This window comes from Streptomyces sp. NPDC001770 (assembly GCF_053596135.1).
The window spans coordinates 1-13,261 of record NZ_JBSFFN010000029.1 but is presented as its reverse complement, the minus strand read 5'-3'; the positions used below and the strand labels follow the sequence as shown (position 1 = coordinate 13,261).

Below are 13,261 nucleotides of genomic sequence, written 5' to 3'. Positions count from 1 at the left end.
ACGGTCAGACCCGGCTCAGGCGGGCGTCGGCCCGGTCGGGGTCGTAGAGGCGGTCGACGACCATGACGGCGGCGCCGGCGAGGGCGGCGCGGTCGCCGAGCGAGGTGGTGACCACCTGGAGGTGGGCGGTGGTGCGGGGCATCGCCCGCTGGTAGAGGAGTTCGCGCACCCCGGTGAGGAACGGGGTGCTCGCCAGGTCGCCGCCGAGCATCAGGACGCCCGGGTTGAGGAGGGTGACCACGGTGACGAGCACTTCGCCGACGCGCTGTCCGGCGGCGCGGGCGAGCCGGAGGGCGTCGGGCTGTCCGGCGGCGAGGTGGCGGCGCACGTCGGAGCCGGAGGCGGTGGGGATGCCGGCCGCGGTGAGCTGTTCGGCGATGGCCCGGCCGCTGGCCACGGCGGCGAGACAGCCGTAGGAGCCGCACATGCAGAGCGCGTCGGGCCGGTCGTGCAGGCGGATGTGGCCGATGTCGCCGGCGCCGCCGTCGATGCCCCGGTACATCTCGCCGCCCACGACCATGCCCGCGCCGATGCCGGTGGACGCCTTCACCAGGACGAACGCGCCGCAGTCGGCGTAGTTCTCGCGCTGTTCGGCCAGTGCCATGAGGTTGGCGTCGTTGTCGAGGTAGACGGGGAGCTGGTCCGCCCCCGCGTCCGGGCTCAGGGCGGTGGGGCCGAAGGCGGTCGGGCCGAGGTGTTCGGCAAGGGCGGCGCGCATCCGCTCGCGGACCGGGAAGCGGTCCCAGCCGGGCATGATCGGCGGCTGGACGACCTGGGCGCTCTCCCAGTCGACGGGCCCCGGCACGGAGAGGCCGACTCCGCAGACCCGGTCCGGGGCGGTCTCCGCCTCCTCCAGGAGCGGGCCGAACCAGCGGGCGAGCCGGTCGAGTACGGTGTCGGGGCCGTCCGCGATGACGAGGCTCCCGGTCCGTTCGGCGAGGACCTTCCCCGACAGGTCGACGACGGCGGCGCGGCCGTGCCGGGTCTCCAGGTCGGCGACGAGCACCACGGCGTGCGTGGGGTCGAACTCCAGCCGTGCGGAGGGGCGTCCGCCGGTGGAGGTGCCGGTGGCGCCGCGCAGCCAGCCGGCCTTGAAGAGCTGGTCGAGGCGGTGTCCGACAGTGGAGCGGGAAAGGCCGGTGGCCTGTTGGAGCTCCCCGCGCGTGGTGGCCTCGCCGCTGCGGATGAGCCGCAGCAGATGTCCCGCGCTCGCCTGGTTTCCTGCCATGTCGTCGCCGTCCTCGTCCCGTCTCTCGTGCCCCCGCGGGCCGGCCGTACGGCCGCGCCTCCCCCGGGCGCGGCCACCAGTGACCCGGCGTCAGCCGGGTCCGCTCGCTGTCAGGTTGTCAGCCCTTGTCCGCGCCGCTGGTCAGTCCCTCGGTGAGGAGCCGCTCGGAGGCGAAGAACAGGATTACCACGGGGATGGTGAGGATGACCGACCCGGCCATCAGGACCGTCTTGGAGACTTCGATGCCGTTGGCGAGCTGCTGGAGGCCGAGGGAGACCGTCCACTTGTCCGGGTCGGCGGCGAGGAAGAGGAGCGCGAAGAGGAACTCGTTCCAGGCGATCATGAAGACGTAGAGCCCGGTCGCCATCAGGGTGGGCAGCGCGAGCGGCAGGATCACCTTGCGCACGGTCTGGAGGCGGGAGGCGCCGTCGATGGCGGCGGCTTCCTCGACGGAGTACGGGATGGTGACGAAGTAGTTCTTCATCATGTAGATCGAGACCGGGACCGTCTGCGCGATGTAGACGATGGCGAGTCCGACGAGGCTGCCGGAGAGCCCCATCTTCGCGAACATCACGAAGAGCGGCACGGCGAGCAGGGTGGCCGGGAAGAGGTAGACGGCCAGGAACAGGGCGCTGACGTGCCGGCTGCCGAAGAACTTGAGGCGGCTGACGGCGTACGCGCCGGGCACCGCCGCGGCCAGCGTCAGGGCGACGGTGGCGAGGGCCACCAGGGCCGAGTTGCCGAGCATCCCGAGGAAGCCCTGTCCACCGTCCTCGGTGGACCTCAGGACGCTGCGGTAGGTGTCGAGGGTGAAGTCCTTCGAGGAGACCCAGAGGTTTCCGGGGTCCACGAGGAGCGAGTCGATGGGCTTCACCGACAGCAGCAGCATGTAGTAGAAGGGCGCGATCGTGATCACGGCGAGGAAGGCGATCACGACCCAGCGGGCGATGCCGAAGAACCGGTCCTCGAACTGGGCGCGGCTCATGCGCCTCCGGCGCGGGGCGGGGCCGGCGGCGGGGGTGGGCCGGGTGGGCTGCGGCCGTGTCACGGACGGGGCGTGGGTCATGCCGACTCCTCCTGGACCTTCTTGCCGAAGAACATGAAGTAGAGGCCCAGCAGGACCATGAGGACGAGGGCGAGGATCAGCGCCTGGGCGGAGGCCGCGCCGACGTCGAAGCGGGAGGTGAGGAAGTCGTACACGCGGACCGCGACGACGTCCGTGCCCGAACCGCCGCCGGTGAGCAGGTAGATGTCGTCGAACTTGTTGAACGTCATGATGAAGCGCAGGACGGACAGCAGGGCGATGACGGGCATCATCTGCGGCAGCAGGATGTGGCGGAAGCGCTGCGAGATGGTGGCGCCGTCGACGGTGGCGGCCTCCTCCAGGCTGTCCGGGACCGCCTGGAGGCGGGCGAGCATGAAGAGGAAGGCGAACGGGAAGTAGCGCCAGGACTCGAAGGCGATGACCGTGAGCAGCGCCAGCGGGATGTCGAAGTGGGCGCCGAGCAGGCTGACTTCGTAGGAGCGGGTGGAGAGGAAGGCGATGGGGTCGTCCCACCCGAGGAGCTTGCTGCCCCACTCGTTGACGATGCCGTACTGGGGGCTGAGGGCCACCTCCCAGACGAAGGAGACGGCGACGACCGGTGCGACGTACGGCAGCAGCATCGAGGCGCGCAGGATGCCGCGTCCCCGGAACGGCTTGCGCAGGGCGAGGGCGGCGACCAGTCCGAGCACGATGGAGCCGGCGGTGGCGCCGACCGTGTAGAGCAGCGTGGTGCCGAGGCTGCTCCAGAAGCCGGGCGACCCGAAGACCTGCTGGAAGTTGTCCAGGGTCCAGTGGCCGAAGAGGCCGTTCTCCTGGATGTCGACGAGCTTGGCGTTCTGGAAGGCGAGCAGCACGGTCCACAGGATCGGCAGGATCACCACGACCAGGACGACCAGGAAGGTCGGGGTCACGAAGGCGAGGCCCGCGCGGTTCTCCCGGCTGCTGGTGGTCCGTGGGCTGCCGCGGCGCACCGTCGCGCCGCTGGTTTTCGTACTCATGGGTCGGTTACCTCGGGGGGAGAGCGGCCGTGCGGCTACTGGAGGGACTTCTGGAGGGCTGCCACTTCGTCGTTGGCTTCCTCGGCCGCCTCGTCGGGTGAGGTCTGGCCGCTGGTCATCGCTCCGATGGCCTTGGCGACGGGCAGTTCGCCGTTGGTGGCGCCGACGAGGGCGCCCTGGCCCTGGGCGAGGCCCCACCGCTGCATGTCGCCGACGCCGGCGACGAGCCGGTCGAGGAGTTCGGAGGGGTAGGCCTTCTGCATGGACTCGCGCTTGTCGACCCCCATGACGCTGGCGCGCCAGGCCTTCTGGAAGGCGCCGGGGTCGGTGGCGGTGCCGGTGCGGACCGGGATCTTGCCCTCGGGGGCCATGCCGAACCAGTCCTCGTACCCCTTGTCCATCATGTACTCGATGAACTTGGCGGAGGCGCCGGTCTCGGCGGTCTTGGTGACGGCCCAGGAGGTGATCTCGCCGAACTGGGCGGGTTCCTTGCCGTCGGGGCCCTGGAGCGAGGTGACGATGCCGGTGTTGCGGGCGAGGAACCCGGGGTCGTCCTTGCACGCGGCGCAGCTGGGCAGCGCGTCGGAGCGCAGGCCGGCCAGCTCGTCCAGGAGGAACGAGGACCAGACCATCATGGACGACTTGCCGGAGAAGTAGGTGGCGCGGGTGGAGTCCACGGTCTGGGTGCCGGGGGCGCCGTGCTTTCCGCCCAGTTCGTCGTAGGCGGCGAAGGCGGTGCGGCAGGCGGGCGAGTCGAGGGCGGGGTCGCCGTCGTCGTCGACCAGCCGGCAGCCGTTGGCGAGGGCGAGGTCCTCGAAGCTCTGCTGGGTGAAGGCGTCCGAGGGGTCGGTGGCCAGCGAGATGCCGTCGACGCCGCCCTTGTCGAGCGTCCTGGCGGCCTTGAGCGCGCTCGCGTAGGTGTCCGGTGCGCCGAGTCCGGCCTTGGCGAAGAGGTCCTTGCGGTAGACGAGGAGCTGGAGCCAGGCGTCGGAGGGGACGGCGAGGGTGGTTCCGGCGTCCTTGGTGAGGGAGAGCGCGTTGGCGTTGAAGGTCCCGGCGTCCAGGTCGTGGACGACCTTCCCGGCGACCTCGGTGTTGAGGAGGCCGCTGCCGTACATCTGCCAGACCTGGCCCATGGGGACGGCGCCGATGACGTCGGGGAGGTCGCCGGCGGCCGCGGCGGACATGATCAGCTGCGGGAGCTGGGCCTCGTCCACGCCGACCAGGTCGACCTTGATCCCGGTCTCCTTCTCGAACCGGCCGACCACCTTCTTGGTCGCCGCCATGCGCGGCGCCAGGTTCTCCTGCGACCACACCGTGATCCGGTTGTCCGGCTTCTCGGCACCGGTGCTGCCGGAGCAGCCCGCGAGCAGGCCGGCGCCCAGGGTCGCGGCGAGTCCGAACAGGGTCGCCTTCGACCGTCGGGTCTTCATCACCATGCTGTGTCCTCACGCCACTTACGCACTTTCATGACGCATCTCAGCATCACTTTTGCTTATTGACAAGACATAACTCTGAGATATCTTCGACCTAAGTCAGCAGCAGTTCCCTTCCCAGCACCATCGGAGACCCCCGTGGAACGCGTCGTCCAGTTCACCGGCCCCCGCCAGGTAGAAGTCGCCGAGCACGAGAGCGCCGCCCTGCCGGCGGGCCACCTCCGGGTCCGTACGCGCTACTCCGGCATCTCCGCGGGCACCGAGCTCACCGCCTACCGGGGCACCAACCCGTACCTGACGCGGACCTGGGACGCCGAGGCGCGGCTCTTCCGCGACGGCGCGGCGGGCATCGAGTACCCGGTCGCCGGCTGGGGGTACTCCGAGGTCGGCGAGGTCACCGAGGTCTCGCCCGAGCTGACCGGCGTACCGGGCATGCCGGTCGTGGGCGACCTGGTCTGGGGCATCTGGGGCCACCGCAGCGAGGGCATCGTGCCCGCCGAGCGGATGGTCGGCCACACCCTCCCGGCCGGTCTGGAGCCGCTGGCGGGCGCCTTCGCCCGGGTCGGCGCCATCGCGTACAACGCGGTGCTCGCCGCCGACATCCACCTCGGCGAAGAGGTCGCCGTCTTCGGGCAGGGCGTCATCGGTCTGCTCACCACCCGCCTCGCGCAGCTCAACGGCGCCCGCGTCACCGCCGTCGACGCCCTCGACGGCCGCCTCGACACCGCCCGCGCCTACGGTGCCCGCCGCACCCTGAACGCCCGCACCGACAGCGTCGCCGAGCGCGTCCGCGAGGCCACCGGCGGCCAGGGCGCCGACGTCGCCATCGAGATCAGCGGCGTCTACCCGGCGCTCCACGAGGCCCTGCGCTCGGTGACCGTGGGCGGCCGCGTGGTGGCCTCCGGCTTCTACCAGGGCGACGGCGCCGGACTGCGGCTCGGCGACGAGTTCCACCACAACCGCGTCCAGCTGATCTGCTCGCAGATCGGCGGGGTGCCCCCGCAGCTGGCCGGCCGGTGGACCGTCGAGCGGCTCCAGCAGACCTTCCTCTCGCTGGTCGCCGAGGGCCTGGTCGACGTGAAGTCGCTGGTCAGCCATGTCGTCCCGGTGGCCGAGGCCGCCGACGCCTACGTCCTGCTGGACGAGCGCCCGGCCGACGCCCTCCAGGTCGTCCTGGAGTTCTGAGCCGGACCCCCGGCCCACGCCCTCCAGGTCCTCCCGGAGTCCTGAGCCGGACCCCCGGCCCACGCCCGGTACGCGTGACGGTCGGGCCGTGTCCCCGCACACGCCCCGAGCCCGTCCCGTACCGGGCCCCGCACCACCGCCTCGCCACTCCTCCGCGCGCTGCCCGGCAGCGCCGAAAGGCCCCTCCATGCTGAAGACCCCGCTGAAGACCGCCTGCCAGGAGCAGCTGCTCCCCGGTGACACGCTCCAGGAGAAATGGGCGTTCGCCCAGGACGCCGGGTTCGACGCCGTCGAGCTGCGCTCGCGGGGCGACTTCCACTTCCGCGACCGGCTGCCCGAGCTGAAGCGGGCGCTGGCCGACGGCGTCGTCATGCCGACGGTCTGCGTCGAGATGCTGCACTTCTTCGCCGCCTTCGACGAAGGTCTGCGCAAGGACGCCCTGGAGCAGATGAAGTCGCAGCTCAGCGTCGCGGCCGAGATCGGCGCGCTGGGCGTGCAGACCCCGGCTTCGTACGGGATGTTCTCGCGCCGGCTGCCCCCGTTCGAGCCGCCGCGCTCCGAGGAGGAGGACCGCGAGGTGCTCCTCGCGGGCCTGACCGAGCTCGGCGAGCACGCCCGTGCCGAGGGCGTCACCCTCTTCCTGGAGCCGCTCAACCGGTACGAGGACCACATGGTCAACCGCCTGGACCAGGCCGTGGACCTGCTGCGCACGGTGGGCCTGGACTCGGTGAAGATCGGCATCGACAGCTACCACATGAACATCGAGGAGGCCGACCCGTCGGCCGCCGTCCTCGCCGCGGCCCCCTACATCGGCCACGCGCAGGTCAGCGACTCCAACCGGTTCCAGCCGGGCGCCGGCCACCTGGACTGGCCGGCCTGGATCGGCGCGCTGCACACCATCGGCTTCGACGGCTACCTCGCCGCCGAGTGCCGCCTGACCGGCGACCCGGTCGAGGCCGTCCGCTCCATCCCGGCGTTCCTGCGGAGGTCGGGCGCGTGACCTCCCTCCTCGTCGGTCCCCCGGCGACCGCCGCCGACGACCCCGCCGAGGCCCTCGGGCGCGGCGCGGCCCGCGTCCTCCTCACCAACTGGATGGGCGCCTCCACCGTGCCGTCCCGCGGCCTCTACCCGCACCAGTGGAGCTGGGACTCCGCGTTCATCGCGATCGGCCTGCGCCACCTCTCGGTGCGGCGGGCCCAGCGCGAGCTGGAGACCCTGCTGCACGCGCAGTGGGCGGACGGCCGGGTCCCGCACATCGTGTTCAACCCGGCGGTCCCGCACGACGCGTACTTCCCGAGCCCGGACTTCTGGCGCTCGTCGAGCGCGGGAGCCGCGGCCGGTGCCCCCGCGGGCACGGAGACCTCCGGGATCGTGCAGCCCCCGGTGCACGCGCTGGCCGCCTGGCTGGTGCACCTCGCCGACCCGGAGGACTCCCGCCGGCGCGGCTTCCTGCCCCGGGTGTACGGGCGCCTCGCCGCCTGGCACGACTACCTCACGGGCCCCCGGGACCTGGGCGGCGGCGGTCTCGCCGCGATGGTCCACCCGTGGGAGCCGGGCATGGACAACAGCCCGTGCTGGGACGCACCGCTGGAGCGCGTGGAACCGGCCGCCCAGGACTCCTACCGGCGCGCGGACCTCGATCACGGCCAGCCCTCCGAGCGGCCCACCGACCTGGACTACGGGCGGTACGTGCGCCTGGCCACCGACTACCGCGACGGCGGCTACGCCGACGCGGGCGCCGAGCACGCGTTCGCCGTCGAGGACAGCTGCGTCAACGCGCTGCTGATCGTCTCGGAGCACGCGCTCGCGCGCATCGCCGCCGAGACGGGCGCCGACCCGGCCCCGCACGAACGGCGCGCGGCCCGCCTCACCGAGGCCCTGGTCGAGCGGCTCTGGTCGCCGGAGGCCGGCATGTTCCTGAACCGCGACCTGGTGGGCGACGAGCTGATCCCCGAGAAGAGCGTCGCCGGACTGATCCCGCTGATCGTGCCCGGCCTCCCGCCGGGGATCGTCGACGCGCTGATCCGGACGGCCGAAAGCACCGCCTTCCGGCTCGGCGACGTCCCGATGGTGCCCTCTTACGACTTCACCGGCGCCGTCTTCGACCCGTCCCGCTACTGGCGCGGACCCGCCTGGTTCAACACCAACTGGCTGGTGGAGCGCGGACTGCGGCAGTACGGGCGGACCCGCACGGCCGACCTGCTGCGCGCGGCGATGCTGGCGGCGGCCGGGGAGAGCGGCTTCGCGGAGTACGTGGACCCCTTCACCGCGCAGGCCCGCGGCACCCGCGACTTCGGCTGGACCGCCGCACTCACCCTGGACCTGCTGGCGTCGGAGCCGGTCGCCGGGGTCTCCGGGCAGCAGCCGCACACGACGGTGGGGGCGGACGCGTGAGCACGGGCGCCGAACTCACCCTGGTCCGCGCCGGTACGTTCGCCGTGCTCGGCGCGGACGGCGGGATCACCGGCCGCCGGGGCACCTCCCCGGACGGCCTGTTCCGCCGGGACGCCCGTCATCTGAGCCGCTGGACGCTGACCGTGGACGGCACGGCCCCCGGGGTGCTCGTACCGGTCGCCGGGGAAACGGGCGCGGAGTGCGTACTGACCCCGCCCGGCACCCGCGACGAGCCGCCCGCCTACACGGTTTTCCGCGAACAGGCCCTTGGTGAGGGCTACTTGACCGAGCGCATCCGGCTGGTCAGCAACCGGGACGCACCGGTCTCCGCCGTCCTCGGCCTCACGGTGGACGCCGACTTCGCCGACCAGTTCGAACTGCGTTCGGACAACCGCCGGTACGCCAAGACCGGAGCGCGGCGCACCGCGTCCCCCACACCGGACGGGGTCGTCTTCACGTACGGGCGCGGCGAGGAGTGGCAGTCGCGGACGACGGTCACCGCCGACCCCGCCCCGGCCGAAGTCGCCCTGCTGGAGGGAGAGTCGACTGCCCGGCTGCTCCGGTGGCACCTGGAGGTGCCGGCCCAGGGAGCCGCCGAAGTGCTGCTGACCGTGGTGGCGCAGCCGCACGGAGCCCCGGCGGCCGGGCCGTTGGTGTCCCCGGATGCCGCCGCGTCCGAACAGGCCGCGGACGAGGCGGATTTCACCGGTCTCGCAGGTCCGGGATCTCACCTCCCGCTGCCCGCCGGCGCTCCGGACGGGCTCGCGGCGGCCTGCGCGCGGGGGCTCGGCGACCTGGCGGCGCTGCGGGTCCCGGCGCTCGGGCCGGACGGCGAGGAACTGCGGGTACCGGGCGCGGGGGTGCCGTGGTTCCTGACGCTCTTCGGCCGGGACGCCCTGCTCACCTCGCACTTCGCGCTCCCCTACCGCCCGGAGCTGGCGGCGGCCACCCTCGCCGCGCTCGCCGCGACCCAGGGCACCGGGTACGACGCGTTCCGGGGCGAGCAGCCGGGACGGATCGTGCACGAGATCCGGCACGGCGAACTGGCCGCGTTCCGCCAGGTCCCGTACGGCCGTTACTACGGTTCGGTGGACGCGACCCCGCTCTTCCTGAGCCTGCTGGACGCCCATGCCCTCACCACCGGCGACACCGTGCTCGCCGCGCGCCTCGAACCGCAGGCGCGGGCGGCGGTGGCGTGGATGTTCCGGGACGGCGGCCTGTCCGACAGCGGCTACCTCGTCTACACCCCGGACCCGGGCGGCCTCGTCAACCAGAACTGGAAGGACTCCGAGGGCGCGATCTGCTTCCTCGACGGCACCCAGGCCGAGGGCCCGATCGCGGTCGCGGAGGCGCAGGGGTACGCGTACGACGCCCTCGTCCGTACGGCCCGGCTCGCCCGCACCGTATGGGGCGACGACGACTGGGCCGACGAACTGGACGCGGCGGCACGGGACTTGCGGGAACGCTTCGTGCGGGACTTCTGGATGACCGGCCCCGGCTTCCCGGCGCTCGCGCTGGACGGCAAGGGCCGCCAGGTCGACTCCCTCGCCTCCGACGCGGGCCACCTCCTCTGGTCGGGCATCCTCGACGAGGAGCACGCCCGCCGGGTCGGCCGGCGGCTGCTGGAGCCCGACTTCTTCTCGGGCTGGGCGATCCGCACCCTCGCGGCGGGACAGCCGGGCTACCACCCGCTCTCCTATCACCGGGGCACCGCCTGGCCGCACGACAACGCGGTCATCGTCCTCGGCCTCGCGCGCGCGGGCCTGGCCGACGAGGTCCGTACGGTCGCGCGCGGCCTGCTGGACGCGGCCGGCCACCACGGCGACCGGCTGCCCGAGGTGATGGCCGGCTACGGCCGCACCGACCACCCGCGCCCCGTCCCGTACCCGCACTCCTGCTCCCCGCAGGCGTGGGCGGCGGCGACCCCGCTGGCGATCCTCACGGCGCTCCGGGAGACGGCCGGGGAGTAAGCCGGGGAGTCATAGGTACGAGCGAGGAGGCGGCCGGATACGGCCGCCTCTGCGCGCTCAGGCCACCGGCCCCGGGCGGAACGTGTGGACCAGCTCGATGGGGCCGACGAGGTGCGCGTTGAAGAGGTCGAGCTCCTCCGCCGGGACCCACAGCTCCAGGATCGTCCGGCCACCGGCCTGCTGGACCGGGTAGCGGCCGAGGAACTCGCTCTCGACCTCGAACCGCGTCACGTAGCCCGCCCCGTCGAACCGGACGTTCCAGTCCCGGGCGATCTTGATCGCGTACTCCTCGTCGAGGACCGGGTAGAAGATCGGCTGCTCCGGCAGCCGGGGCGGCCAGGCCCGCCAGTCCGACGCCTCCACCAGGGCGAGCTCCTCGGGCCCGGTGGGACGCCAGAGCGTCGTGGTCGTCGGCCCGCCGGTCATGTCTTCCCTCTCCCGTTCACTCCTGAGTGCGGGACGGGACGGGACCGACCGGATTCGAACCGGCGTCCTCCTACATGCCGTGAAGGCGCGACAACCGCTGCGCTACGAGCCCCGTCCCGCCGGTGATCCTATGCGGGGACCGCGTCGCTCAGCAGCCGAATACGCGCGGCCCGGGGCGGGAGCACCCGGAGCCGCGAGCCGGGCGCGGTGGGCCGAGACCGCTGTTCCTCTCCCTCAGGACGGTGGCCAGGAACGCCCAACTCCCTACATTCCCACCGGTTCCCGGCCGCTTCCCCGCCCGTTTTCGGCCGCAAGTTGACCGAGAGCATCGTCCTGCCCAAAGATCTGCCCCCATGAAGCGGACCCCCTCCCAGAACGCGGCCCTGATCGGCCGTAATGGCGCGATGGCCCTGGTCACCCTGCTGCTGCTCGTCGCGGGTGCGTGGGCGTCGTGGGAGACCGCGCACCACATCATCCTGGCCAAGGGCCGTGAGCACGGCACGCTGACGGTGACCGGCTGCGGCGAGGAGACCTGCACCGGCGCCTACACCCCGGACGCCCAGTCCCCGCCGCGCTCGGGCGTGATCGTCACGCGCTCGGTCGCCGCACAGCGCGGCGACGAGTTCCCGGTGGTCCTGAAGCCGGGCAGCGCCGAGGCCGTACGGACCGGGGTCCCCGGATTCCTGCACGCCTGGCTCCCGTTGGGCGGCGCGCTGATCCTGGCCTCCCTGGTCCTGGGCGGCGGCCTGCGCCTGACCCGTACGGCATGGGCGGCGGGCGTCGCGGGGGCAGGGCTGCTGGTGGCGACGTTCCTCGCGCTGTGAGCCGGCGACGGGGAGGCCGTCGCCTCAGGCCCCCGAGGCGGTCACGGAACCGGGCGGGGACCCGCCGCCCGCCCTCAGCGCCGCGACCGCCGACACCGGATCGTCCGCGTAGAAGCGGAAGACGCGGGCCTCGGCGGACCTGCCCAGGACGCGCGCGTACCGCAGCGGACCGGTGAGCTCAACGGTGACCGTCGTCCGGCTCCCGACGGCGAGGTCGGCCGTGCCGTGCTCGTCCACCGCGCCCGGCCTGCCGTCCGGGAACCTCCGGTCCAGCCGGACGGAGGCGATGCGGTCGGCCGGGACGCGGATGTCGAGCAGGGCGCCGTAGCGCAGGCGCAGCGACCCGTCGGCTCCGATCACGTGCGGGCGCACCACGCTCGAGGCGTGCAGGGCGAGGAGGAACCAGCAGCCCCAGAGGTCGAGGACGAGCATGACGGCGTGCACCAGGGGCCACGGGATCACCAGCGCGAAGGCGACGGTCTCGACGACGCAGACGAAGAGCAGTCCGTACAGGGTCACCGCCTGGGCGGACGCGTACGGGACGGCGTGGTCGCCCTCACGTACGCCGTGCGGTCCGCGACGGGCCGCCCAGCGCAGGAGGCCGGCCGCGAGGGCGGCCTCGTGACGCCACAGAGTCCGTACGGGCGCCGGGACGCGCCCGGCGATCGCGGCCGGGAACGACCGGCGCCGGTCCGGAGCCTCGCGGCGGTCTCTCCCGTCGCCGCTCATCCGGCACGCCGCCCGAGCAGCTCGACGGCCCGGCGGACGGCTGCCGCCTGGGCCGGGGGGAACGCGGCGAAGAGGGCGTCCGTGAACGCGTCCGCCTCCCCCGGCCGTCGCGCGCCCTCGGTGGCGAACACGGCCCGGGCCGCCTCGTCCGGGACGCACTCCGCGATGGCGCGGGCGGTCTGCTCCACCCGCGGATCGTCCTCGGTCGCCTCGGCCAGCTCCTCCAACCGGGCGTACACCGCGTAGACCCGCCGCATGGCCTCGGCGTCGGCGCTCAGGCTTCGCCCCATGGCGTAGAGCCGGCTGCGGTCACCGGTGGGCACGGTGGTCTCCAGCAGGGCCAGCAGCTCCCGCTCCTGGGCGGCCATCGCGGGCTCGGGTTCCGGCAGCAGCGCCGCCGCGCGGGCCATGTCGTCGAAAAGGGCGGCGAGTTCGGGAGAGACCGGGGCTTCGGCGGGCAACCGCCCGTTCCGTTCCGCCTGTTCGAGCATCCGGCCCAGTCGGGCGCGGCGCTGCCGGATGGCCTCCTCCTGGCGGGCCAGGTCGGTGTCCAGCTCGGCGAGGATGTCGACGAGGTCCTTGCCCGCGTCGTCGGCGAGCGCGTCCTTCACCTCGTCCAGGCTCAGTCCGAGTTCGGTCAGCCTGCGGATGCGGGCCAGCTCGACGGCGTCGCGCAGCGCGTACTCCCGGTACCCGTTGGGCTGTCGTGGTGGCTCGGGCAGCAGTCCGATGCGGTGGTAGTGCCGCACCGCCCGGGTGGTGACGCCGACGACCGCGGCGAGCTCTCCGATGCGCATGACACCAGTAGAAACCTTGTCGCTGCGACAAGGTCAAGCCGGTCTACCCACGCGAAAGGCGCCCCCGCCCGGATCAGAGATCCGGACGGGGGCGCCCACTGAGCCGAGTACCGCTGGATCAGCCGGTGTTGCGCAGGCCCGCCGCGACACCGTTGACGGTGAGGAGGAGGGCGCGGGCGAGGAGCGGGTCGGCTTCCTCGCCGGCCGCCGCCGCGTCGCGCTGACGCTT

At 72.9% G+C, this 13,261-nt stretch carries 13 protein-coding genes and 1 tRNA gene; 5 read left to right on the top strand and 9 right to left on the bottom strand.

The genetic code is table 11. The features are described 5' to 3' along the window. Positions 1–4: 4 nt before the first annotated feature. The 4 genes from ACWCSV_RS23990 to ACWCSV_RS23975 form a co-directional block, all read right to left on the bottom strand. The gene (locus ACWCSV_RS23990) at positions 5–1,228 is read right to left on the bottom strand and encodes an ROK family protein (RefSeq protein ID WP_451145395.1); all 1,224 of its coding nucleotides are present in this window, start codon (positions 1,226–1,228) and stop codon (positions 5–7) included. A gap of 118 nt (positions 1,229–1,346) precedes the next feature. Beyond that, complete coding sequence (locus tag ACWCSV_RS23985) at positions 1,347–2,213, bottom strand: carbohydrate ABC transporter permease (protein WP_451145551.1); 867 nt, start codon at positions 2,211–2,213, stop codon at positions 1,347–1,349. A gap of 77 nt (positions 2,214–2,290) precedes the next feature. Beyond that, positions 2,291–3,271 carry a carbohydrate ABC transporter permease gene (locus ACWCSV_RS23980; protein ID WP_327177461.1) on the bottom strand — a complete coding sequence of 327 codons (981 nt, stop codon included), beginning with the start codon at positions 3,269–3,271 and terminating at the stop codon, positions 2,291–2,293. A 35-nt stretch (positions 3,272–3,306) separates the two neighbouring features. Then, positions 3,307–4,710 (bottom strand): ABC transporter substrate-binding protein, encoded by a 1,404-nt coding sequence (locus ACWCSV_RS23975; protein WP_451145393.1) that lies wholly within the window; start codon positions 4,708–4,710, stop codon positions 3,307–3,309. A 135-nt stretch (positions 4,711–4,845) separates the two neighbouring features. On the opposite strand from ACWCSV_RS23975, the gene ACWCSV_RS23970 reads away from it, so the two are divergent. The 4 genes from ACWCSV_RS23970 to ACWCSV_RS23955 all read left to right on the top strand — a co-directional run bounded on the left by ACWCSV_RS23970 (position 4,846) and on the right by ACWCSV_RS23955 (position 10,256). After that, positions 4,846–5,892 (top strand): zinc-dependent alcohol dehydrogenase, encoded by a 1,047-nt coding sequence (locus ACWCSV_RS23970; protein ID WP_451145391.1) that lies wholly within the window; start codon positions 4,846–4,848, stop codon positions 5,890–5,892. A 187-nt stretch (positions 5,893–6,079) separates the two neighbouring features. Beyond that, entirely contained in the window at positions 6,080–6,892 is an 813-nt protein-coding gene (locus ACWCSV_RS23965) for a sugar phosphate isomerase/epimerase family protein (RefSeq protein ID WP_451145389.1), read from the top strand. Further along, positions 6,889–8,286, top strand: coding sequence for an MGH1-like glycoside hydrolase domain-containing protein (locus ACWCSV_RS23960; protein ID WP_451145387.1), 1,398 nt, complete (start codon positions 6,889–6,891; stop codon positions 8,284–8,286). Before ACWCSV_RS23965 ends, ACWCSV_RS23960 begins: the two co-directional genes overlap by 4 nt. After that, positions 8,283–10,256, top strand: coding sequence for an amylo-alpha-1,6-glucosidase (locus ACWCSV_RS23955; protein WP_451145385.1), 1,974 nt, complete (start codon positions 8,283–8,285; stop codon positions 10,254–10,256). Before ACWCSV_RS23960 ends, ACWCSV_RS23955 begins: the two co-directional genes overlap by 4 nt. Before the next feature lie 57 nt (positions 10,257–10,313). Here ACWCSV_RS23955 and ACWCSV_RS23950 read toward each other — a convergent pair whose 3' ends face one another. Further along, complete coding sequence (locus ACWCSV_RS23950; protein WP_451145383.1) at positions 10,314–10,682, bottom strand: hypothetical protein; 369 nt, start codon at positions 10,680–10,682, stop codon at positions 10,314–10,316. A gap of 39 nt (positions 10,683–10,721) precedes the next feature. Then, a tRNA-Ala gene (locus tag ACWCSV_RS23945) sits at positions 10,722–10,795 on the bottom strand. Positions 10,796–11,035: 240 nt separating this feature from the next. Between ACWCSV_RS23945 and ACWCSV_RS23940 the strand changes: the two genes are divergently transcribed. After that, positions 11,036–11,506: a hypothetical protein gene (locus tag ACWCSV_RS23940; RefSeq protein ID WP_451145381.1), complete on the top strand. Its 471-nt coding sequence runs from the start codon at positions 11,036–11,038 to the stop codon at positions 11,504–11,506. Positions 11,507–11,530: 24 nt separating this feature from the next. Here the strand turns inward: ACWCSV_RS23940 and ACWCSV_RS23935 are convergent, their stop codons facing one another. From ACWCSV_RS23935 to ACWCSV_RS23925, 3 genes are all read right to left on the bottom strand, one after another. Next, positions 11,531–12,235 (bottom strand): hypothetical protein, encoded by a 705-nt coding sequence (locus ACWCSV_RS23935; protein ID WP_451145379.1) that lies wholly within the window; start codon positions 12,233–12,235, stop codon positions 11,531–11,533. Continuing rightward, a complete protein-coding gene (locus ACWCSV_RS23930) occupies positions 12,232–13,032 on the bottom strand; it encodes a MerR family transcriptional regulator (RefSeq protein ID WP_451145377.1) in 801 nt (266 codons plus the stop codon). Before ACWCSV_RS23930 ends, ACWCSV_RS23935 begins: the two co-directional genes overlap by 4 nt. A 118-nt stretch (positions 13,033–13,150) precedes the next feature. After that, positions 13,151–13,261, bottom strand: a 111-nt coding sequence (locus tag ACWCSV_RS23925) for a phosphoenolpyruvate carboxylase (RefSeq protein WP_451145549.1), incomplete at its 5' end; no start/stop codon positions are given.